General features: G+C 41.7%; 15 protein-coding genes and 3 pseudogenes. 8 read left to right on the top strand and 10 right to left on the bottom strand.

What is annotated here, in order from left to right; translation table 11 throughout:
- Positions 1-244: 244 nt before the first annotated feature.
- The gene (locus tag G327_RS0107850) at positions 245-817 is read right to left on the bottom strand and encodes a sugar O-acetyltransferase (protein WP_019614209.1); all 573 of its coding nucleotides are present in this window, start codon (positions 815-817) and stop codon (positions 245-247) included.
- 46 nt (positions 818-863) lie between these two features.
- On the bottom strand, positions 864-1,427 hold the full coding sequence (locus G327_RS0107845; RefSeq protein ID WP_019614208.1) for a VOC family protein: 564 nt from the start codon (positions 1,425-1,427) through the stop codon (positions 864-866).
- Positions 1,428-1,590: 163 nt separating this feature from the next.
- Here G327_RS0107845 and G327_RS0107840 point away from each other — a divergent pair, with 163 nt between their 5' ends.
- Both G327_RS0107840 and G327_RS0107835 read left to right on the top strand, forming a co-directional pair.
- Positions 1,591-3,345, top strand: coding sequence for an SgrR family transcriptional regulator (locus G327_RS0107840; RefSeq protein WP_245542681.1), 1,755 nt, complete (start codon positions 1,591-1,593; stop codon positions 3,343-3,345).
- Between the two features lie 117 nt (positions 3,346-3,462).
- Positions 3,463-4,377, top strand: coding sequence for an AraC family transcriptional regulator (locus tag G327_RS0107835; RefSeq protein ID WP_019614206.1), 915 nt, complete (start codon positions 3,463-3,465; stop codon positions 4,375-4,377).
- A 65-nt stretch (positions 4,378-4,442) separates the two neighbouring features.
- Here the strand turns inward: G327_RS0107835 and G327_RS0107830 are convergent, their stop codons facing one another.
- Entirely contained in the window at positions 4,443-5,774 is a 1,332-nt protein-coding gene (locus G327_RS0107830) for an ankyrin repeat domain-containing protein (RefSeq protein ID WP_019614205.1), read from the bottom strand.
- Between the two features lie 221 nt (positions 5,775-5,995).
- Here G327_RS0107830 and G327_RS0107825 point away from each other — a divergent pair, with 221 nt between their 5' ends.
- Genes G327_RS0107825 through G327_RS0107815 form a run of 3 tightly spaced genes read left to right on the top strand, consistent with a single transcriptional unit; the run spans position 5,996 to position 7,425 of the window.
- A complete protein-coding gene (locus G327_RS0107825; RefSeq protein ID WP_019614204.1) occupies positions 5,996-6,322 on the top strand; it encodes a MafI2 family immunity protein in 327 nt (108 codons plus the stop codon).
- 3 nt (positions 6,323-6,325) lie between these two features.
- Positions 6,326-6,757 (top strand): hypothetical protein, encoded by a 432-nt coding sequence (locus G327_RS0107820; RefSeq protein WP_019614203.1) that lies wholly within the window; start codon positions 6,326-6,328, stop codon positions 6,755-6,757.
- A 26-nt stretch (positions 6,758-6,783) separates the two neighbouring features.
- Positions 6,784-7,425 (top strand): HAD family hydrolase, encoded by a 642-nt coding sequence (locus tag G327_RS0107815; RefSeq protein ID WP_019614202.1) that lies wholly within the window; start codon positions 6,784-6,786, stop codon positions 7,423-7,425.
- Between the two features lie 62 nt (positions 7,426-7,487).
- On the opposite strand, the gene G327_RS26460 is transcribed toward G327_RS0107815, so the two are convergent.
- From G327_RS26460 to G327_RS0107785, 6 genes and pseudogenes are all read right to left on the bottom strand, one after another.
- The gene (locus G327_RS26460; RefSeq protein ID WP_281167224.1) at positions 7,488-7,703 is read right to left on the bottom strand and encodes a PTS sugar transporter subunit IIB; all 216 of its coding nucleotides are present in this window, start codon (positions 7,701-7,703) and stop codon (positions 7,488-7,490) included.
- A gap of 19 nt (positions 7,704-7,722) precedes the next feature.
- Positions 7,723-8,282: pseudogene (locus G327_RS26455) on the bottom strand (ISAs1 family transposase); the annotation flags it as partial.
- 168 nt (positions 8,283-8,450) lie between these two features.
- A complete protein-coding gene (locus G327_RS0107800; RefSeq protein ID WP_019614198.1) occupies positions 8,451-10,724 on the bottom strand; it encodes an immunoglobulin-like domain-containing protein in 2,274 nt (757 codons plus the stop codon).
- 421 nt (positions 10,725-11,145) lie between these two features.
- Positions 11,146-14,118 (bottom strand): cellulose-binding domain-containing protein, encoded by a 2,973-nt coding sequence (locus tag G327_RS24195; protein WP_019614197.1) that lies wholly within the window; start codon positions 14,116-14,118, stop codon positions 11,146-11,148.
- 850 nt (positions 14,119-14,968) lie between these two features.
- Positions 14,969-16,216: an Lcl C-terminal domain-containing protein gene (locus G327_RS0107790; protein ID WP_019614196.1), complete on the bottom strand. Its 1,248-nt coding sequence runs from the start codon at positions 16,214-16,216 to the stop codon at positions 14,969-14,971.
- A 105-nt stretch (positions 16,217-16,321) separates the two neighbouring features.
- Entirely contained in the window at positions 16,322-19,204 is a 2,883-nt protein-coding gene (locus tag G327_RS0107785) for a glycosyl hydrolase family 18 protein (protein WP_019614195.1), read from the bottom strand.
- 358 nt (positions 19,205-19,562) lie between these two features.
- On the opposite strand from G327_RS0107785, the pseudogene G327_RS27635 reads away from it, so the two are divergent.
- Positions 19,563-19,664, top strand: a pseudogene (locus G327_RS27635) (IS200/IS605 family transposase); the annotation flags it as partial.
- 365 nt (positions 19,665-20,029) lie between these two features.
- Here G327_RS27635 and G327_RS25985 read toward each other — a convergent pair.
- The gene (locus tag G327_RS25985; RefSeq protein WP_019614194.1) at positions 20,030-22,459 is read right to left on the bottom strand and encodes a glycoside hydrolase family 19 protein; all 2,430 of its coding nucleotides are present in this window, start codon (positions 22,457-22,459) and stop codon (positions 20,030-20,032) included.
- 362 nt (positions 22,460-22,821) lie between these two features.
- Between G327_RS25985 and G327_RS27330 the strand changes: the two are divergent.
- Together G327_RS27330 and tnpA are read left to right on the top strand one after the other, a co-directional pair.
- Positions 22,822-23,136, top strand: a pseudogene (locus G327_RS27330) (DDE-type integrase/transposase/recombinase); the annotation flags it as partial.
- An 81-nt stretch (positions 23,137-23,217) separates the two neighbouring features.
- Positions 23,218-23,496 (top strand): IS66 family insertion sequence element accessory protein TnpA (gene tnpA / locus G327_RS24185; protein ID WP_019612704.1); only part of this gene is annotated, 279 nt, incomplete at its 3' end.

The raw sequence follows: 23,496 nt of genomic DNA, 5'->3' as shown, positions 1-23,496 counted from the left end.
AACTCGCTTAGGGTCTTTTCCAGTTAGTTTTATAAATTGAAATGGGCTTATATTCCCAGTATTTTGATCGATGCAATATTTTATAGGGTTAGCTGCTTTTGTTATTTGAGCGTGCTTCGGGATATAACCGTCTTGTAACTTTTGCGCTGATATCTGCTGCTATTATTTGATTTCAGCTTGTCGGTTCTGCCGCCTAACATATCACGGCTCCCGACAGGCCAAACCAGCAAAGGAGATTACTCGTCTAACTCTCTACTTCATTATCTATTGCTTTGATCACTCGGCACGGGTTACCGGCAGCAAGCACGTTAGCTGGAACGTCCTTTGTCACCACAGCGCCTGCACCGATCACCGTGTTATCACCAATGGTGACACCGGGGCAGATAATCGCACCGCCGCCGACCCAGACGTTATTGCCGATTTTAATCGGCAGGCCGAATTCGACTCCTTCTTCAACCCGGCTTTTTACGTCTAGCGGATGACCTGCGGTATAGACCTGCACATTCGGCGCAAACATGACGTTATCACCAATTTCGACGGTGTTGACGTCCAGTACTGTGCAGTTAAAGTTGGCGTAGAAGTTTTCACCGACGATTATATTGCTGCCGTAATCACAGTGAAACGGTGGTTTTAAGCTGGCCTGACCTCTGGCGTTAGGAAGCAGAGTTTTAATTGCCTCTTTCCACTGATCACTGTTGGGCAGTGACTTATTCAGTTTCTGCAGTGTTTTACGGCATTGTGTGCGCTCTTCAAGCAGTTCTTTATCCCGTGCCAGGTAAGGTTTACCCGCCAACATCTTCTCTTTTTCTGTTTTCATTTCGCAGCCTTTGATTTATTTGTAAGTCATACTGGTTTTTCTTGGTTTACACGGTAATTTCAAGTCGATTTCCTTCTGGATCGAGGATCAGGCTTTCGTAATAACCGTCTCCAGTCCAGCGGGGGCCGTCTAGAACCTCATAGCCGTCGGAGATAAATTTTTCTGTTATCTGATTTACCTTATCTTCAGAGCCAACCGAGAATGCTAAATGTGCCATTCCGATAAACTGGCTGTAGACATTCACCGGCAGCATTAATACTGAATCCATGTTCATTAGCTCTATACGCGGTCCGTCCGGCAGAGTTAAAAAATAGGATGAAAAACCCTTAGCTGGATTTTCATATTTTTCATTACTTTTAGCATCGAAATAGTGTTCGTAAAAATACTTCATGGTTTCCAGTTTCTTACACCAAATAGCTACATGTTCAATTTTCATTCCCAGCTCCGCATTTGTTTGTGAATCTCTATCGTAAAGTGATAATAATGAGTTCATATAGAGAATGGCTTCTGCCTCAATTCGGTTTTTTGCTGTGAGTGCCCGTGACGAATAATGCTTCGTTAATGCATTACCCGGCTTAAGATTAAATATATTTTTAACTGCTTGTAACATAAGTATGCCCTCTGTTGTATTTATAGTTAAATTATTACTGTAAATAAGGTATAAAAAAACAGAGGGTGTATTATTGTTTTCTTCCTATTATATCTGTTTTCTCCTGTTTTCACGCTTGATTCTCATGATTGAGCTGAAACACGGAAGTGTTAATTGTAGAAAGGTGCCGGTTTTGATTAAGGATAAGTTACTTCGTTATTACGCTTGGGTAACTAAGCTGGGTATAAAAAAAGAAATACTTATTACTCTGCCAGAAGTGGCGGAGGTTATGTTTACCAGTACAAGGCATTGTCGAACCCTGTTAAAGGAGATGCACAGCCTTGGCTGGTTAGAGTGGGCTCCCAAAGCTGGTCGTAATCAACGCTCCAGGCTCTATCTGAAATACAGTCTGGATACACTGAAAGCAGATCTGGCCCGGGATATGATCTCAACTGGAAAATATGAAAAGGCATTGAGACTTATCGACAACGACCAAACTTTGTTTGGGCGGCTGCTGCAGAGTACCTCAGGAACAAGCCGGCGCGAAGGGCGTCTGCATATTCAATTAACCTACGGTCGTCCTTTTTCAGCATTACTGCCTCATAGCCTGCTGCGGAATAGTGAACGCTTCCTATTGCGGCAGGTATACTGCTGTCTAACTCAGTGTGATGTTAATGGCCATGTTACAGCACAGCTTGCACATCACTGGGATTATAATGAAGAAGACTATTCTTGGCGTTTCTACCTGCGCCCGCAGCTTTCTTTTCATAACGGAAGTGAAATTAATGCTGTGCAGATAGCTGAATTATTTAGTCAGCTAAAAGAATTAGCGGGATACAAGAAAGAGCTGGCGCATCTGACAGCTGTTTCAGTCTTAAACTCTCTTTGTGTGGCTTTTCAGTTAAACCAGCCGGACCCGGGGTTTGCCGGACTCCTTGCTGATATAAGGTATTCTATTCAGCCGGTTTCTCAAATTTTATCATCAACAGTAATAGCCGGGAGCGGCGCATTTCAGGTTCAAGAGTGTTCTGAGAAACGGCTGCGGTTACAGGCATACGATAATTATTACGGCTGTCGTGCGCTCACTGATAGTGTCACTGTTTGGCAGGTACCTTCAGCAGACCCTAGCTCATATGGCAAAGCGGCTATTCAGGCGAATATTGATCTTAGAAAAAGTATTACTTGTTCGAATTACCTCTCGATTAGCGGTGAACATAAGAAAACTGAAAATGGTCAACAGACGAAAATAGAAGACGGCTGTCTGCTTATGCTGATAAACCATCAAGCTGACCTTTCCCTGGCACAGCGTAAATATCTAAGTCAACTTGTTGCTGCTGATAAGCTGATGGCTCAATTAAGCAGATCAAATAATCAGGTCGAGGCTGTTCCTGCTTACAATTTGTTTCCAGGATGGCTAAGAACCATTAATACAACAAAAACAGAACAACCGTTGCCGAGAAAGCTAGCTATTGCAGTATTTCAGCATCAAGCTTTGCTGGAATGCGCCGAAGCGATAATTGCGCTGCTTAAACAAGCGGGTGTTAACTGTCAGGTTAATGTTTATTCTTTCGATGAGTTTCATCAAAAGGCCAGTGTAAACGAGCTTAATGAAGATCTTATCCTGACCAGTCTGAGTTTAGACGATAATTATCCTACCTCTGCATTTCGCTGGCTGCTGTCTAATCCTGTACTGCACCAGAGCTTAACCTCTGACGGAAGCACCTGGCTGCAGACTGAGTTAATCAATATCCGACAGAAAAGCCTTTTGACAAACTATCTGCGTGAACTAGAGCCTCTTGCTACTGCCATGATCAGTGAACACTGGTTATTACCGATGTTTCACCACAGACAGACGCTGCGTTTTGAGGGGATCCTAAAAGGGGTTTCTATGAATGTCTGGGGCTGGCCGGTTATTCAGGATGTCTGGTCTGAAGATTAAATGATTCTGCTTATTTCGGGGGCTGGTTATTAAATTATTCCCTGAAAAATCTAAACTAAAAGGTATGGATGTTTGCTTTTTACACTATAAAAAATTAATGCGACATAAGGAAATATGATGCGCTGCACCACTATTGATTATAAAAAGCGCGTTTGCCGTGCTATGAATTTTATTAGCCAGAATCTAGAGCGAGAGCTGTCTTTGGAAGAAATTGCTGAATCAGCTTCTTTTTCTATGTTTCATTTTCACAGAATTTTCAAGGCTGTTGTTGGTGAAACGGCTGCCGGCTTCACAAGGAGGCTGCGTCTTGAGCTGGCTGCCAACCGTCTTTTATCCAAACAACTTGATGATATCACTACGATAGCAGTGGATTGCGGTTTTTCTAGCTCACAAAACTTCGCTAAGGCATTCCGCCAGCATTTCGGGATGACACCTTCAGAGTATCGTAAAAGCAAGATTGGAAACAGAGACAGCAAAAATGAACACGCATTATCCCTTCAGGCAACATATGATTCAGACACTGTTTTAATGAATTTGTTAAACAATGAAAGGAGAAATACAATGAACGCTGAAATCAAAGAAATGCCGGAATATAATGTTGCCTATATACGCAAGCTTGGTCTTTATAGTAAAGAAACATGCGAACCTGCATTCCGTGAACTGATGCAGTGGGCTGGTCCAAGGAACTATACGGGGCCGGGCAAGGTACTGGCTATCTATTGGGATAATCCTGATGTTACTCCTGTAGAAAAGTGCCGTTTTGATGCATGTATCGTTGTTCCAGAAGGGACTGTTCCAGAAGGACCTATTTTTACCCAGACCATTAACGGCGGCCCCTATGCCGTATGTCATTTTGAGATGAAGCCTGACAGCTTTCAGCAGGCGTGGGAGGATGCATTTATATGGTTTTGCGACAGTGGGTACGAATGTAATGACCAGCCATGTTATGAGCTGTACCACAATACCCCAGAAGAGCACGCTGAAGGTAAGTGTATATTTGATATTTGTATTCCCTTGAAACGCAGTATTTAATTTGTTAGTTGTCTAATCGTTATTGAGGCTCTATTAAATTAAATACAGCCTCAATCAGATTCTGGTTAAAAACAAAGATCTTCCTGCCCCTGCTCAAGCAGATAGTTTTTCAGCAGCTGGTAGCTAAATTTATTGGCATATCTAATAGGCCAGCGTCCACCCGCCTCCAGAGAGCCGCCGTGTTGATGTAGAAGTTTTACAATTTCGCAGTAACCCTGCTCCGCAGCCGATAATAAAGCTGAATCCAGATCCGTTTTAGCGGCAGTTTTATTCTCCAGCAGCTTTTTACATAAGAGTAAATAACCGCAGCCGGCTGCCTGCTCGAGTGAACTGTCAGAACTCAGCTGCCAGTTAAGGATTTCCTGCTCTTCTACGGTGTTAAAAGCAGCAGTTTGAAATTTACTTGCCCCCGCTGCGGTGAGACTGGAGGCGCACCGGATAGACTGCTGTTTATCGAACCCGCCTAATTTATTGTGCAGTGATTTGAGCAGATCAAAGTGCTGGTAGACAGCCAGACGATCGATTAAAGCATCTAAACTATTTTCAGCGCTGCTGTATTCAAGTTCAATATCTGGATGCTGGAAGATCGCTTCGATACTGGTCGGCTGCTTTAGGCGTAATAGCATAAGCACTAACCCTGAGGGTAAAATAACTCTTTCAGCAGGTGTAATATAATGCAGCCAGGGAAGCCCGTCTATTAGCGATAAGGCAACCATAACTGCTCTTAACTTCTCAGTATCAGGCGGAGGTGATTCGATGTAAAGAGCCCGCAATAGTGTCTTGAATTCATCACTCAATCCAAGCTGGCTTTCCAAAGTATCCCCCATAAAGCTGTCTTTCTCGTTAGTTAGTTTTTTCCAGTTGATATTTGCAAGAGAGCCTGTGCATAAGTCTTTTTCAGTGAATAAACCAGATTTCAGCAGTTCCTTCATCAGTTGAGTGTGTTCTATCGTCAGGCAGCGCAGCAGTTCTTCTGCACTTAACTGTGCACGGCGAATATAATCGACAGCCAGGTCGACTCCGGCAAGTGTAAATATAGTGCGGTGCAGCGTATCTCGACTGCAGAAAATAGATGAGCCTAAGTCTGTTATAAATTCAGATTCCAGCAGAGAAAACAATGATTCTCGGTTATCAAGCTGCCAGCACTGTCGACTCGTTAGATTATCAACCATGACAAATTCATCCCAGCTGAAACTGGAAACGAAATCATGATGACCGTCTTCGCAATAATCAACGACCGCTTCCTGCGGATAGCTAACCCGATGCAGGTATATTTGCCCGGGCTGCCAGTGATTAAAAACAAACTCTGCCGTTAACGCTTTGAATAGTCCCTGCGAGTCTACTTCTGGAACCTCAGAGTGAGACAGATGGTAGGCAGTAACAAGGTTTTCTGACATGGCCAGTCCTATGAATTTGATGTAACTTCTAACTTCTATTAAAGCTTAATCCATCAGCACAAGCAATATTCAATTCGCAGAGGATTTCGCTTCTGTTAATGTCGTCGTTGTTTAATACAGCGGCGGTCGCCGCTTCTCAATTTCTTGCCTTCAACAGGATACTTGTGCCTGAAGCTGATATGCTTTTCTTCTTTTGAACAAGCAGGGCGGAACTAAACAGTATGATAAACAGAGAGAATAATCCCCATCGACGCCTTGTGGAGCCTGACGACCTGGTTCGTTTTGCCGATGAGCTGTTAATTGGAGCTATCGGGCCTGGCGTGAGATCCGTGTCGACCGAAGTGCAGGGGGATCGGGTACGCTGGCGCTGTATTTTTGAAAGCTATCAGTCGATGAAGCAGGACAGGCCGCCGCTTGAGGAGATCCAGGGCAGGCTGCAGGGAATATTCTACTGGCACGCAAAGGTCGACGGGGAATACCTGGTTATGTCCAGAGAAGAGGAGATGGCGCATCTTGGGCGTCTATTGTTTCTGCGTCGTGAGGTTTAAATCATGAATAAGTTGTTATCTACACTGGCGACTGTTGCTTTGTTATGGACTGCACCTGCCGGTGCATCGGATCTGGTTTCATTTGAGCCTGCCTGTCGTTCTCATATTATCCATCGTTATGAAGAAGTCAGCCGGGATTACACTTATCTTGAATTTTACCGCAACCCGCAGCCCTGTCGCCTTCAGGGGATTATCGGCGGTGAACATCAGACCTTTATCAATGTGATTGGCTTTACGGGGGACAGGTATTCGGTCTCTTTGATCGAGAAAGAGGACCACCCGAGTTTCTCTATTTCTGGCGATGGAATCAGGGTATCCGCAGCGCCTGAAAGCAATGAAAAGATAGTTGAAATAGAAGTGATGGAAACCTTTTTCAGCATCGCCGTTTATGCTTACCCTTACGGTGAATACCAGATGACCATTAAAAAACTTTAAACTCAATTATCAGCAATGGAGATAAAATGAACATTAAAGCAGTACTATTTGATATGGACGGTCTGATATTTGATACGGAAGGCCTGTACAAAAAAAGCTGGCAGCATGCCGTCAGCGAGCAGGGATTACAGCTGAGCGATGAGTATTATAAAAAGTTTATCGGCGTGCAGGACGCCGGCTGTGAACGTCTGCTGCAGATGAAATTTGCACAGCAGCTTGATATGCCTCGCTTCAGGCTGGCCCGGGACAGGATGCTAGAGGCCGAAATGGACAAGGGTATTGCATATAAAAACGGCTTTAAAGAATTATTTGCCGTGCTTAAAAGCGCACAGCTGAAATGTGCTCTGGTTACCTCCTCAGCTTTGCCAAAGGCTGAACATCACTTTGCCGGCAGCGGTTATATATCTCAGTTTGATGCGCTTATTACTGCAGAAAAAGTGGAAAACGGCAAACCGGCTCCGGACTGTTATTTGATGGCCAGTGAACAGCTTGGTATTGCTGCTGCTGAATGCCTGGTGCTGGAAGACTCCAATAACGGCATGCGGGCAGCGCTGGATGCCGGCTGTTATGCTGTTATGGTTCCAGATCTGCTGCCGCCGGATGCAGATGTTGCCGAGCGGGCAGTAGCTGTGGTCGCCAGTCTAGCGGATGTTGAGCAGTTCCTTTAACAAAGGGGGGGCTTAGTGCTGTAACTCGCTTCTTGGAAATAGGAAAATCCGCTTGAACGAACTCAGTTTAAGCGTTGATCGATCAGCTGATAATAACTGTTGGCTTTCATTCCATAGATAATCTGAATGTGATTCTTATCGACGGGCACAACCTCAATTGCTCCATTTCTTTTCAGCGCTGCTGTGTCAATGATCTCTGCATTCAGCAAGGTTAATCTTAGTCTTGTTGCACAAGCGCCGGCATCAGAGATATTTTCTAGCCCGCCTATAGCCTGCAGAATATCATCTACCTCTTGTGTACCAAGCCTCTAACTCAGTTTTCATACCTGAATGATTACCTTTCACAGAGCTAATATATAATCCGCTTTTTGCTCAATTATTTGCTTTGCTATTTTTTGGCAATCCATTGCATCGAGTTCAATAATGCTATTTTCTATATCAAGCATGGTTAATTGTTCAGGAACAGCAGTGATTTCATTCGTTTTAGTATCAACAGTAACTTGCCCTAAAACAAGCTGGTGTTGACAACTTCAAGACGCTAACCGTCTGAAGTGCGCTTTTCCCTCTTTTGTTGAGAAAGAGCATCTCGCAGTTTTACCATCAACCGCAATGTCACTACAGTCTGTTTTTTCCACAAGAGAGGAAATTCATGCTTGAAAAGCTTGTTCAATTTCATCTGCTTTTAAACGACAAATTACACGAGCAATTGTGTCATGCCGAGGTATCCCTGCTTCAAACGGGCGATACTGGCGAAGCCAATCGAGTTTTATTTGTCCGAAGTTTTCAATATCTTCTCAGCCTTCTGAGTCAGACATAACAGCACTGATTGCCAATAAAAGAATGTCGAGCAAATTATGCTACTTGCAGGAAAAGTTCAATTTATAATGATCTTGCCGTACCCAGATTGTAATCATTACTTACAAACAAGGCCGTCTGGAGGCATAGACTGGAAGGGACCTGTCTATGCTTGTAATAAACGAAAAAATAAAAGAGGTATTGGTGCCGGCGCTCGCAAATAGTTTATGTCAATTCACAATGATACGGCGTTTTAATGTAGTCGTTAATCCTAAGTTATCTATGACTTGATATTCAATCTCAGTAGTATTCGGCTTTTGAGTATCGACCTCTCCTGACACAACGAGCTTATCCGTAATATCACCATAACGTTCACTACTTACTGTTACATTATATAGAGGGTCAAATTCTGCTCCAACGCTGATTGTGATGGCGTTAGCACCATTAATAACAGGATAAGAGCTATAGTCTTTATTTTTTTGAGCTTCATATAATGAACGAGGGTATACATTATCGTTATTTATACCTTCAATATATCGCCATTCATCAATGATATCTTCTGGTGAGTTATTGATTGTAACCTGCTCATTTTTATCGTAGCTTGTTATACCAACATATAACATTTTGGGATGGCGTCGATAACAATCGGTATGCTTTTCAAAGGGACCATTATAGGCACTACTTGTATACCAGCAATAATGATATAACCCATTACCTTCACCTTGGTCATTTCCTTTTGAAACATTCCATAATACATTATATTGACCTGAAGATGCGTTACCACTTTTTCCTCCTGAACTGGCTATTTTTGTATTTGATATATTTTCTACTAAATTAAAAGTTGAGAATCCACTGTGAAAGTCAATGCCAGCACCAATTACTCTATTGTAATCAGAAAGGTTTGAGATGTTGCGAACTACATTGCCAGAAGAATAAGTGTTGAATGAAAGTAAATGATTACGTCCTGCATAATTGTTGACATCTTCAATTAATGAATTAAAAGAGTTATATAGCCCCATGCTATGGTGTCCAATTGTACCATAGACATCAATATCTCTTATTGTTACATTTCGAGAGCGGTTAACACTTATGTCTAATACTGTATTTTCTATGGTAATGTTTTCTGCCCAACAATCTTCAACTGCAGAGAACTGCACTCCACCAGTGTCATACCCACCCTCGGTATATGATCCGTCATGTATACTCTCTATGCGAACATCGCGAATACCACACTCTTTAGTTGTATAGTTATCAATGTATACCGCGGCTCTATTTTTAACGGTAAATGCTCTAGGGACCGGGATATCTATTTCAATAGCGTCATCATGAACAGCTGCGATTTTGCGATTAATCTTAATTGGCTGATAAGCTGGACCGGGTCTATTTAGCTCATCCAGTCCATCACTATAAAGCGGGTATAAAGCTTCTCTCTCAAGATCGAAATCATTATCACTAGGTACTCTAGGTACTTCCCAAGCATGCATTAATATTACTATACTATCCCCCACCACAGGTTCGCTGAGAAAACTCAATGGGATATAAGTGTCTCCTGCTTCTATATCTGATGTTAACCAATTAACTCTAGATGTTGAGTATTCCCCACGAAAATTGACAGTATGAGGGCTGCGTACGCTATCGTGCAGCTCGCTGCTTTTATTCGCTTTCTTCCATTGCTTTATTGTTGTTCCATTAGATCCACTTCCTACTCCTTGAAGTACTATATTACTATGACTAACTTCTATCGCATGTCGAAGGGAAAAATCACTTCCGTCATCATGAATATTTAAATCATATTGACCTTCCTTAAACTGGACAATACCACCACCATTATCTTGAGCTTTATTTATTGCTGCTTGTATAGCAGGTAGGTCATCATTACCATCGTTTGGGTTTGCCCCAAAATCATTGACATTAAAAACGGGAAGGTCGATTTCTTTTGGAATATTGCCCCCATTCTGATAACCAGTTTGACTCCAATCATTGAGCAGGTAAGCACCATCAATAGATAAACCGTCGATATAAGAACGATAAAGAGGGGTATATGTTTTACTATGGATAGGCTTAGGATCAACAGGTGGTTCAGAAGGGCACTCTGCCTCATCCCAGAACCAGGAGTTTGCATTTGGGATTTCCCATATTCCCGGACTGTTTTTGGCTATGAAGCATTCGTCTTGATAAGAAACCATTTCACCATTTTCTACTTTGGTTTGCCCTGGTATAAAGGGAATAACATCACCAGGTTCAGGAGCGGGGAGGGCGTCTGGGCATTCTGTTTCAGTCCAGAACCAGGTAGACTGGGGACTTGGGGTTTCCCATACGCCGGGGTTATTTTGAGCAATATAGCACACCCCCGCATAAGAGGTCATATCACCATTTTCAATTTTGGTTTGTCCAGGCACAAAAGGTGTCACTGAATTGTCGTCTGCAGATGCGCAGCTGCTGACTGATATAGTGACGGCTGAAGAAAGCAAAGCGATTGACACTACTTTTTGGGTAAACGTCATAGTTTATTAGATCCTTGCGTTAAACAACGAAAAGTGTTTATTTTGGCTGTTTAATTAAAATTATATTTATGCATGTATGTAATTACAAAAGCAAAGGTAATGAAAACAAGCGATTAATGGAAATTAAGTCTCCTTATTTAAGCTTATTTAAGAAAAAGATACGGGCGTTGGGGTATCTGAACTGGGCTAACCAACCGCTGTCTTAGCGTTTTTATCAAGGGGGGCAAGTGATAAAGCAGCTGCCTGTGTATTTGTTAGAAAGCGGTAATTTTAGAATGACTGCCTAATTCAGAAGCAGCTGAAAAATGACTAAATTGATATTTACAGATAATTATTTGTTATAACTAATATTTTATAAAAAAATGCCAGTCAGTATAAACTGACTGGCATTTTCAAGTGAAAATATTATTCCTATTACCCTTTACTGCGGATTAAGGCCTAAATTTCTCAAGACTTTCATGAAGTTATCACGACGCTCTTTAACGTTATGAACGTCACCTGTATCACAAGTCAAATCTGGACAGCCGCGGTTAACGATACCAGATACGTCATCAATAAATTGACTACCTTTCATGCCGCCGTCTACATACTTTTTAAGTTCTTCGTAGTAATCCCAGCCTGGGTGTTGGCCGCTTTCATTATCGTAAGCCTGCACTGAATTTACCCAGAAGAACAAGCCTGCAATCCACTTTATTTCTCTATTTTCTTCAGAGCTGCAAATTAGCCCCGGGTTTGAACAGAAATCTAACTGAGCATATAACGGGCTCTCAGGTGGAGCGCCAACGGTAATTCCGTCAATCGTTTTTCCTATAGTATCAGGGTCAACGTGTGAGCGTCCCATGAAGTGGTTAAGCGTACCGAAGTTTTGACGACCTGTGGTTTGAATAACACCACGGCCCCACCAGCCACAGCCTTGAACGCTATCTTGACTACTGCCGTCCCAGATAAAGCTGCCGGCCTTTTGACCTTCATATACTTGACATTCATTACGTTCGTAGACCTGCTTAGAAGTATCTACTGCAGTTGGCACGTCATTACAGTGACCATTGTTCGTCCAGCGCCCAACGTGACCGTTAACAAGCAGGCCCTGCTCATCAAGTACTGCATCCGGGGCTGCAAAAATTGGAGCCGGTGCGCCGTACCATTGAGCATGAGTCAATGCACTTACTTCCATCTTCTCGTCGCGAGGGCAGGAGTAAGGGTGGTCTCTACCTGTTTCTGGATTAAATCCGTAATCAGCATATTTCTGATCTAACTGCCCGCAACTTGCTGTCATCGGGTAGTCTGTTGGTGCGCCGTATTTTACTTCAGCCCAGTTATTCTCGTCACAGGCATTGTAACGAATAGTTTCCTGCATGCTTTGTGCTAAAAATGCAGCAATAGCCACTTTTGCGTATTTAGCATTTGTTTGATCGTCAGCACTTTCATCTATTAACCAGAATGTATCTCCAGCTACACCAATGTTGTGCATAGAGTTTAAGCCGGTTAAAAAATCTGCCCATTTATAGACTGTTGATGGAATCCACCCTGATGTCGGCGTTTCGAAAAGGAAAGCATCGTTATTCATGATTTCTTCTGCATCAGCTAATTCACGGTTCAGTGATTCAATAACAGTTAATGGACCATCGTGTACATTCTCTCCGACATAATACAGCGGTACTTTAGCGCTTTGATAGCGTTTAATTTTATCTGTTAAGTCTACAGTATCAGTGTCGAACAAAATCGCGAATATATTGCTGTGAGCCGCTTTACGTATATTACTCTCACCAGCAGTATTGCCCATAAAGTAAGCGGCAGCTTGTTCCGTTGGCACTGAAGACAACATTGCAGGTGCCTCAACATAGTCTGTAACTTGTTTTACATATTCCAAAGCGTTGTGCCACTGGCCGCTTGATAAGGCGGCAGAATCACTTGACTTAGAGAATGCAATAAAGTCAGCTTTTGTTTTACCTTCATAAAGATCGAAACTGCCAAGCAGGTCTGCCGTTGCTTTAGATGCAGCCTCCCATACAGACCTTTTGCCTGAGTGAGTTCCGTAAGCAAAATTACCAATGCTTAAAGACCACCCGAAAGTCGCTTTAGGAGCAAGCGTAGACATTACTAAGTTATGAGCTTGAACCCAGCCTTGCGCATCGTCGCTTAGTGCATTGATATCGTCGATGTCGATGCGGCTGCCTGTGAAGTCTACAGCTTCAGTTAAGGCTTTTATAACAGCAATGGTGCCCAAAGAGGCGCCTTTATCTTCGGTTATATTATCAAGTACATTGCTGCTGATAATTACCGATGAAGAGCCGGCATTTTCTGCTGTCTCAATCAATTCGACAAAAGCAGTGGTTAATTTTCTGTCATCAGACAGCTCTTCACTATTGAGAGCCTCTAATGTAGCCATATCAGGCGCGTCTGAAGACGGGCCGGCTGCAACAAAATCACTCGGCCAACCGTTGACCTGCAAATCCACGGGATCCATAGGGTTTGGTAACGAAAGAAGCGGAGCTGTACCTGGGTCTGTACCATCACAGTTTAGGTGATGCTGCCAACTATCATCACTACCTGGAACTGAAGTCGTCCAGTACTTTGCAGAATGCGCTATGTTATCATGAACCATGATATCGCCGGTACCTGCATGTGTCTCGTTAGTCCAGTCAGGGTAAACGTTGAACTCATCACATAAGTCCCTCGGTACTTCTGGGTCTGTTGGCGGGGTTCCTGGTTCCAGTGGTACATCTGGTTCACCTGGATTATTTGGTCTTCCAGGATAGTCAGGATCATCAGGATCTGTTATTGGTGTTCCAGGTTTTCCTGGGTCTACTACCACTGGCGGAAGCGGATCAATTTGTGGTTGTGGTCCAGTGCTTGGATCATCAACCGGTGGCGGATCAATTTGTGGTGGTAGTCCAGTGCTTGGACCATCTGGGTCATCAACCGGTGGATTAGAAGGGCACTCTGATGCATCCCAGAACCAGGAGTTTGCACTTGGGGTTTCCCATGCACCCGGGCTGTTTTTAGCTATGAAGCATTCGCCTTTATAAGAAACCATTTCACCATTTTCTACTTTGGTTTGTCCTGGTATAAAGGGAATAACATCACCAGGTTCTTCAGGATCAGGATCAGGGTCTGGTTCTTCAGGGTCAGTATCATCAGGGCAATCTGTTTCAGCCCAGAACCAAGTGGCTTGTGGACTTGGGGTTTCCCATACACCGGGGTTATTTTGAGCAATATAGCACTCACCCGCATAAGAGGTCATATCACCGTTTTCAATTTTGGTTTGTCCAGGCACAAAAGGGGTCACTGAACTGTCGTCTGCCAATGCGCCACTGCTGACTGACATTGCGACGGCTGAAGAAAGCAAAGCGGTTGACACTGCTTTTTTGGCTAAACTAAGTTTAAACTTCATAGTTTATTAGATCCTTGGTTAAACAACGAAAAGTTTTTATTTTGGCTGTTTGATTAAAATTATATTTATGCATATATACATACATGTAATTACAAATGTATTTATGTAATTACAAAGGCAAAGATAATGAAAACAAGCGATTAAAGGAAATTAAGCCTCCTTATTTAATCTTATTTAATAAAATTAAGGAGGTGGGTCTTGCCATTATTCTGAAATATAGTTTTCTTTATCTCTGCTTAGATAAGGATTAACAGACTGAATTATTCAGGCGGAGAAAAACGGATGAAAGCAAGGAATTAACTTCAGTAACCCGCTATTGCAATTACAAAATCAAAACGAGGTTAGCATCCACACGGCAGGAGCATTATAAATTGAGCATGCGTGGGCAAGCATGCTTTCAATGTGGATTTTCAATTTCTTGTATTTTGCGAGGGGGATTATTCGGTAATATTTTTCATATGGTAAGCTGTTATTTAATAATTAAGAAAGAATACCGCAAAGATCATAAATTAAATTCTCTTGGTATAATCATCCTGTACAAGGTCTACATGGACGGTTGAACTGCACGAAATTTAGGCGTTATTGGAACAATGACGAGACTAGCCAAATGATGTATTGCGCTTTATGACAGATATTGCTGTGCTGTTTACCAATGACTAAGGCGACAACTATATCTGGATGAGCAAAGGTCAACAGAAAATTTCAGATTGCTTTCGCAAGTATGCAGGGCACAAATGTTTGTTTGCTCTGCAGTTATCTGTCGGCCTGCAGAAAACTGGACGTTTCTGCAGGCCAGGCACTAGAAATGCGGTCAATACCTCACCTTCTTGCTATCGATGAGGCTGAATAGTTAGATTTTTTTGGGATATGGAAGGTACTCTAAACCAACTTTTTCAAGTTCACTTACACTAGCGGTACATGAAGCCAGCAGTGCTTTATCATAATATTCTTGCTCTATATTGCCGGACTGAAAATCCATAATATTATAAACAGATCCACCGATACCGGCAGGCATGCTTTCACTCCAATAATCAGACAAGACTGGCCAGGCAAACTGAGATGCGATAATGGAATGAGACTGCCAATCAGTAATCGTCGTCCAGCTAGAGACTCCAGCAAACTTAGCATCCGCTAATTCTTGGCACCAGCCCTGATACTGAAGCCAATCGTGTTCAATGCCGCCATTTTCTTTCTGCTGAACTGCAGCGTAGATAATATTTTCTTCAGTTAGTGTCGCACGATATGTTTTTCTTCCTGCACTTAAGGGCGCCTCGATATACCCTAAAGCATCCATTACAGCAATACTGGGTGGTGAGGTAAGTAGTTGATCTGTATTAGAAGGTGAGCTAGCTACTTTTAAACACTCCCCCTGGTTACTTCCTTTTACAGTATCGTTAACAGCGTGATTACACATTTCAATCCAACCTAAAACATCGAAATAAAAATCACTTTCAAAGATCTCTTCTTCATATTCCAATGAAGCAGTGACAGTAGTACTAACCGAGCTATTCAAAGGAAGTGCTCTCGCCGTTACAATACCTTCGTTTATTTTAGTAGAACCTTCGCCGAATTTAGGTTCGGCCTCATTATAGTCCCAAGCCGCCAAATGAGAAACGTTATACTCTCCAATAGACGTGTCTACCATAGCTTTCAGCTTAAATGATTCATACGCTTTAAGTTGTACTGGCTCAATATAGCCCCCTTCTGCTTCAATATATAGGGAGTACAGTGTCGCCGGTTCAACTGATAGAGATTTAGATGTAGTTAAACTGCCGTATTTAGCGTTCAAAGCATCAGACCCATTAGATAAACCTGCAAGTTTGATTTGATTTTTATCTGACAGCGAAGAAATATCAATAATACTGTCTTTTTCTGATGACCATTCAGTATCATTTGTTACATTGACACTCGAACCATCAATATAAACCGCATTGCTTTCACAAACCGTAGACAGTCCTTTGATTATTAAGTCGTTTTCACATTCAATCTTAATTTCGACTATAGATGGTGCCGGCTCAAGCGGTTTTTCTTCATTGTTATCATTACATCCAACTACTGCCAAACACACAGTCGTTAATAATAGTATTTTCTTACACACAAATAATACCTTTAGATTAGAGATATGGACAATACACGCCCAGAAATATTTATAAAAAAACCGAGTATTAAATACTCGGTTTGATAAACACAGTATTACACTATGTTATTTTGCTTCTTCCCATGCAGCTGATTGATCTGGTCTTTCACCTTGAATCCACCATTTAGCTGTGTAAGTTACACCGTTATAAAGCGCTTGATCACCACTGTTATAGACTTTAGATGCACTCCATTCTTTAGTTGATCCATCATCAAAAGCTTCCCATACATCAGCTTTGCCAGGTACGTCGCCCTTTGTCCAGTACTTCGCAGTGAAAGTATCACCAACAGCGAATTTAGTGCTTTGAGTTTGTCGAGAATCTTCTGTAACGTAGGTCACTGAATCTCCTGTGTTGTAGGTTTTTGTTGCGCTCCATTCTTTAGCTTCACCATCATCTTCCTCTAAGCTTTCCCATACATCAGCTTCGCCAGGTACGTCACCTTTTGTCCAGTACTTCGCTTTATAAGGAACACTTTTGTATACAACTGTATCATTAGCGTTATATACAGTCTCAGCATCCCAAGTTGTTTCAACTTCTGTTACCGTGATCGTTTGTGATATTGTATTTTCAACACCAAATACGTCAGTCACTTTTAGCGTTGCTTGATACTCACCAGCTTCATCAGCATCGAATGTTGCCATAACGACTCTAGTATCACTAACAAGTACTTCTTCACCTTCAAATGTTACCTGCCACTCGTGGATTAACTCATCAACCAATTCATCTGTAGATGTAGACCTCATTTCAACCGTTGCACCGGCTTCAGGAGTATCAGTTAATACTTGAAAAGATGAAACCGGGGCCTTATTAAGATCAGCATCACCAATAACCGTTGTTGTAGCGCTCATGGTGTCTGTATTACCAAACTTGTTGGTAACCGTAACATCTGCCGTAACATGATATTCTGGTTTATTGACTAAAGATGAAGTATCTATCACTAATTGGCTTTGTAGGTCAGTGCCGTCGATTATTTCTGCATACTCAGATGAAGTTGTCCACTGGTACTCAAGGTTTTCATCCGCTTTATCTGCTGCGTTTGCAGTAAAGCTAAATTCTTTATCTAAATCAGCAAAGTAATACTTCTCGCTGTAAGTAATATCTGAAATTTCAGGAACAGATTCATTGACTTTCAGCGTATAATCTAAGGTATCTGATACGTTGTCACCTTCATTTAATTCTACAGTCAACTTGAAGGTAATGTTCAAATGTGCAGCCGGTTCTTCAGCAACATCAATACTAAAGGTTGTATCTAAATTATTACCATCTTTAATCGCTACAACGTTCTTGTCTATGCCATCAGCACTAACTACAGTCCATGTTGTCGATTTTATATCAGCTGGTTCGATACCTGAAACTTTAGCTGCTAGGTCATAATTACCTTCAAGCACAAAAACGCCTTGTTGATCAGAGATGATAATCATTGGACGCTGGTCATCGAAAGTTAACTCTGAACATTCAGCTTCAGTGATATTAACACCACAACTAGCAATAATATTTGTCATATCAAAAGCTTGCTTATCAACTTCATAACCAAGGCCTTCACGTGCAGCATTTAGCATCAGGCCTTCATCCGGGTCACCCATCCAGTTAAAAATACCACCTAAGTTATGCTTAAGTACATATTGTGCTTTTGTATATACCGTTCGAGGTGTATCAAGTGATAGGAATAAGTTATTGCTGTCATTATACAAAAAGTCTGCATTAGCGAGTTTATCTGTATAAAGCTTGTAGCCGTTTTTACCCGCTAATTTTGTATTTTCATCAACATCTAAATAGTTAGCTACTACGTCATTAATTTGAGACGATGCAGATTCAAATGTACCTGCTGTACGAGGGTTTGGTGTAAATGAACCTAATAATGGGCTAGGTTGAACCTCACCAGTCGCAATGGCATTACGTGTATAGTTAGCGTAACCAAGTTGAATGTTTTGTGATGGTATTCCTAAATCATGAATCATATATTGGATAGCATGATCCGCTGACCACTTACCCTCTGCTGATGAATATAGGTTAGTATGATGGTTCAGTGTAGCATCCCATTGGCCAAAGAAATCGTAGGTCATTAGGTGAATCGTATCTACACCTGCATCGACTAAATTATCAAGTTTAGCCGCGTCAATTTTATCGTGTGGTGCACCAGATGCGATAGCAATTTTTACATCAGAACGGTCGATCTTATTTAGTGCTTGACGTAATTCTGCAACGAACTCTGCATAGTTGCGCGCGTCGTTGATCGGATCAAATACATTTAACTCCGCGCCTTTAATACCTGGATATTCCCAGTCAATGTCAAGCTGGCCAATAAACGGATAGGCTTTAACAAATCCAATTAAACTATCTAGGAAAATTTGACGATTTTTAGGTTGAACTGCCTGAGATGCGACATTAGATAAAGACCATCCAAAAATACTAATACCAATACGAGTGCCTTTTTCTTCGTGCAATGACTTCATCACGCCGAGCATACCGTTAGGGTTTGGGTCTAACCAATCAGCTTCATTATAAGTCTGATCAAGAAATGGTTTATGAAGATCTGCATAAAAATCTGTTGAAGTTAATTCATACTTCTTCAATCCAAATTTATTACATGCCATTTTTATACCTTGGATACCGCTCGGTACGGTTGGGTCGCCGAGTTCAGTACCACATAAACCAAAAAATGAAAGTAATACAACATCATTTTTTGCTAACTCTTCTAAGTTAGGTTCAAAACCTTGCGTGTATTGTGTCCAGTTAGACAGGTATGCACTGACCTTAGGAAGGTCTTCATTTTTCTTATAACTATTTGAGTATTTTGCATAGTTAGTAGAGTTTATTTTAAATAGAGAGTTGCCTGTATTGGACTGGGAATTGCCTGTAATAGACTCCGCCATTGCAAACTGAGCAGTCCCTAGTGTAGACATAACGAAAGCAGATACTATCGCTAGTTTATGTTTCTTATTTAGCATATATATTCTCTTTTTTATTGATTAAAATCACATACATCACGTAATGTATGTGGCGATAAAATTAATAAAAAAACGTAATTAAAGGAAATTAATCCCCCTTAATTACGCTTATTTAAGGGGGATAAGAAACGCAATAATGGAGTCAGGCCTGGATGCGGGTAAGCTTAATTAAAAGTGATCCCCCCAGAGCTGCTGGAGGGACTCGCATAGGTTTAACCGTGACAACGGTAGGTATCTTCTTTGCTCGACCAAGAGTAATTAAAAATAAGTAAGCCTCCTGCTCTGCTGGAGGACTATCTAGCTTAAGTTATTGGGTTCAGAAAAGGTAAAAGAGCCATATAAATAGCCCGCAATGAAAAAGAATTTCACAGGGCAGGGTTTCTGGGTAAGAGATTATCACGTTTCAATCGTGGTCCGGGATGAAGAAGTAATCAGAAATTATATCAGGCACCAGGAATAAGAGGATTTCAGAATAAATCAGCTAAATTTGCGGTAATGCCACAGCACCTCTAGGTGATATGCAAATTAATCCGCTTTGAGCTGCTCATAAAAATCAAGCCTCCGGCTTTGCCGGAGGTAGTTGACTAATGACTCTCTCTTATAGTTATGTTGCCTCAAGATACTTTCAAGCATTATCCCGGATGCCAGAGCAAGGCAAGCTGCACTCATCTTCGTTGTTATAAAACATTAATGTAGAGTGACTATGTTAATGTTTTATGCTTAGACGATAAACGCAGTTTGGCTTGTTGATTTTGTGTCTTGAAGTATCACAGGCTGAGAATAATATCGGCAGAAGCTAAGCCAGCCGATTTAACCAAGTTATTATTATAACCTTTCCCAGGCGGCACTCCACCAATGAACTGAATCTGTACCTGGCGCATTGTGTGGTTGACCACACCAACCAACCTGTAAACATTCATACGCGGCACCATCAACACCAATTACACGATCACCGGTTTGATACGGGTAGTTGTCTTGATAAAGTGGATATTCTCCGCCTGGTGGTGTTCCACTGTCGTCTTCAGTCAACTTAACATTAAACACCTGCCTCTCGGTAAACTGCTGTTCTGAACCATCATCAAACTTACCAAACACTTCGATAATGTATGTTTCAGCATTGAGGTTAGAAGCTGCCAATTCAATAGCCGCAGAACCATTAACTAGGTTCTCTTTAGATGCCAATACTTCACCACTCAGCTTAAGCTCCGCAAACAGCGTCACTTCACCCGTTGTTGTGACGTTAAACGGAATAGATACTGCTCCTGCTTCTAATGCATAAGATTTTTCAATCCCAGAAACAGAGATCGTTGGTGCTACGATTGGTGGCTGCTCACCATCACATTCAGCATTACCAATCTTCTCCCATGGGCCCCACTGCTCAGCACCTGGGGCATCATTTTGTGTCCACCACTTCGCACTCCACAGGCCATTTTGGTAAGTCGCCTGATCACCCGCGGTGTAAACTTGCTCGCCAGACCATTCATTTACACACTGCTCACCATCATCAGCAAGTACCTTTATTGAACTCGCACTTTCTGTCTTCAGACCGTGTTTATTTTCCACTGTTAGGAATACATTCACCATATCTTCACGGTCGACAACAGGGGCTGTGAACTCAATAATTGCACCACCACTGGTCACATTAAATGGAATATCATCTGATACACTCCAATCATATTCGACGGTACTTAGATCACTATCTTCAACGATGGCTTGAATTTTCACACCTTGTTGACCAGATTGAATATGGGTTGGAGCATTCATCAATACCACTGGAGCTGCAGGTGCATCATCAACCATAGCAGAAATCAATACTTGATCTTTATCTGTTTTGCCATCAGAGTCGGCAACTGTCAATTCAAATGAAAATTGTGTATTCGTTTCAATAGGTGGAATAGTAACCGTCGCATATTTACTATGCTGGTTAACGATTTTTAGCTGCATCTGACCAGAGAACTGTTTCCATTCATAAGAAGCAATATCCCCTTTCGACAGCTCCGCCGAAAGAGTTACTTCAGTACCTTCCGTTGCATTGACTTGTTGATCAACACCTGCGTTTGCTTGCAACGGGATCACTGGTGGTGGATTGCCGCCATCATCAATCACTTTTACATCAAAGTGTTTTTCCACACATTTAACGTAGTCACCTTCAACAAATGCGGAGTGACCCAGTTGATAACTGACTAAGTGACATTGATTTTTACCTACCCAGCTTTGCTCCCAAAATAGATTAATGGCACCGGCACCATCTTTATCAAATGCTTTCATATCTTTACAGCCAAGCGGCTCTAGTGAAGCACTATCTACATCAAGATAGTTTGCATACTCTTTAAAGTAGCCTATTCGGTTCACAGACTGTGGCTTTTCAGCCCCTTGACCACACTCAATACCACCGTTGATGATTTGAGTCGTTGCACCAAAACTACGAGTCAGATTATTTTGATTATCGTTTTCATTAGGCTGCCATGTCCCATCTATTACATGCAGCATACTCGGTTTAGGCGGCTGAGGGTAAATAAAGAAGAAAATAGAGCTTGCTAAGTTTAACCAAGTATCTGCAACTAACTCTGGGCTATTCAGCAATGTTTCCACATCACCGTAGATAGACTGTGAGAAAGGGCCGTAGTTATAGTTGTAGCTTAACTGTTTGGCTCCACGCCCGAAATAGCTCTTATTTGTACCATCGGCAAACTTGCCGCATGGATAAGCTTCACCCGCCCATCCTGTGCATTGTGTATAAGCATTTCGAGTTTCTTCGGTGTAGGTCATTTCACGTAGATGGTATAAACCTTGACGCCATCTAGGGTTTTCAGAGTGAATATTATTTCCCCCTGTTTCCTGAGTAAAGTGAGCAAATACCGTGGCTAACGACTCTCGACAGATGCTTTCACTATTCTGGCCACCAGTATAGGTATCACAAAATGCAGGGTACTTTCCGACCGCTTTTAAAAAGTTTTCATAGCTATAAGCTGCATTTCTTTCTGGAAATAGAAACTCCCAGTCTTGCGTGGAAATAATGCTTTCAACACGTTTAACGTTTTCAGGGTTAGAATCATCACCGCTCGTGATCTGTTCAACAATCCTGTTGTCCCGAGTTTCTACTGAATTACGAGAAACTTGAAAATAATCATTCTGTTTTGCAATTTCAGTATCCTTATCAGCCATAGCCTGACTGAGTGGCAATTCTACTGTTGCAAAACTACTTGTACTAAATAATACGATAGTCAAAGCACTTAATTTAAAGTGACCTTTCATGCTTACTCCTTATAAAGATATACAATTACTGCGCCATACGCGATTTTACAAAGTGAGGTAAAATATTGAAAAAGGTATATTTCAACCTTATTTCATTGTCATTAAATAATAACAAGACCATTAAAATCAAATGGTTAAAGAACGGTATCATTTTAATATATTGTTGAACAGACAATGCTAAAGGGAAAAATAATGAACTATTATTGATCACACTTTTCGGCCAGATTGACTCATTTATAAAGAAACCAAAGAAAGAAATGGTCCCCAAAAATAGGACACGATCTTAAGTGATTAATCTGTTTTAATAATTAGCATCGCTGCTAAGGAAGATAAAATTTTATCAGAGTTAGTGGAGATGCAATTTAATTGACTGGTACAGCCGTAAAATACTGCCTTCAAAACTGTCTAATACGATGGATAGTCAGTTTTGTTTAAGTGTGTTAGATGAAGCAGCACAGCGCTATGGTAAGCCTGAAATATTCAACTCAGATTAAGGTAGTCAATTTATTAGCAATGAATTCACCGCCAAATTAAAAGCGCACGCTATCCGGATTCGTATGGACGAAAAAGACTGCTGGGTAGACAATGTGATGATCGAACGATTTTGGTGGAGCTGGAAATATGAAGCGGTATATTTAAAGGCTTACGAAACACCACAGGAAGCAAAACTTGAAATTAGGTAAACGTCCGGCCAACCACACGTTCAATTTCATATCCAACTTGATTACAGTCCTCTAAAACATATTGAGGAGATTGGAATGAAACTGACAGCTAAAGATAAATGGACAAAATTAATTACAGAGCAGCAAGAAAGCGGCTTAACCGTTGCTCAATTTTGTCGTGATAACAGCCTTAACAGCAAGTCTTTTTATAACTGGCGGATCAAAATAACCACGCTTTCAGAAGCGCTGTCTTTTGTTAAAGTTCAATCCGCTTCAGCACCTGTTCCGATTTCAAAAAATTCGATTCAACTGCATTTTTCAAATACCTCCTTATCATTACCAGGCACTGTTTCACCAGTCTGGGTAGCCGCCTTG

It is taken from the genome of Psychromonas ossibalaenae ATCC BAA-1528 (assembly GCF_000381745.1).
GTDB classification, from domain to species: Bacteria; Pseudomonadota; Gammaproteobacteria; order Enterobacterales; family Psychromonadaceae; genus Psychromonas; species Psychromonas ossibalaenae.
The sequence above is the reverse complement of the archived record's forward strand: the minus strand, read 5'-3'. Positions and strand labels throughout refer to the sequence as shown.

Bases quoted from the DNA above. Each gene is read 5' to 3' on its own strand.
- G327_RS0107850 (WP_019614209.1), bottom strand. From the start codon at position 817: ATGAAAACAGAAAAAGAGAAGATGTTGGCGGGTAAACCTTACCTGGCA.
- G327_RS0107845 (WP_019614208.1), bottom strand. From the start codon at position 1,427: ATGTTACAAGCAGTTAAAAATATATTTAATCTTAAGCCGGGTAATGCA.
- G327_RS0107835 (WP_019614206.1), top strand. From the start codon at position 3,463: ATGCGCTGCACCACTATTGATTATAAAAAGCGCGTTTGCCGTGCTATG.
- G327_RS0107830 (WP_019614205.1), bottom strand. From the start codon at position 5,774: ATGTCAGAAAACCTTGTTACTGCCTACCATCTGTCTCACTCTGAGGTT.
- G327_RS0107825 (WP_019614204.1), top strand. From the start codon at position 5,996: ATGATAAACAGAGAGAATAATCCCCATCGACGCCTTGTGGAGCCTGAC.
- G327_RS0107820 (WP_019614203.1), top strand. From the start codon at position 6,326: ATGAATAAGTTGTTATCTACACTGGCGACTGTTGCTTTGTTATGGACT.
- G327_RS0107815 (WP_019614202.1), top strand. From the start codon at position 6,784: ATGAACATTAAAGCAGTACTATTTGATATGGACGGTCTGATATTTGAT.
- G327_RS0107800 (WP_019614198.1), bottom strand. From the start codon at position 10,724: ATGACGTTTACCCAAAAAGTAGTGTCAATCGCTTTGCTTTCTTCAGCC.
- G327_RS24195 (WP_019614197.1), bottom strand. From the start codon at position 14,118: ATGAAGTTTAAACTTAGTTTAGCCAAAAAAGCAGTGTCAACCGCTTTG.
- G327_RS0107785 (WP_019614195.1), bottom strand. From the start codon at position 19,204: ATGCTAAATAAGAAACATAAACTAGCGATAGTATCTGCTTTCGTTATG.
- G327_RS25985 (WP_019614194.1), bottom strand. From the start codon at position 22,459: ATGAAAGGTCACTTTAAATTAAGTGCTTTGACTATCGTATTATTTAGT.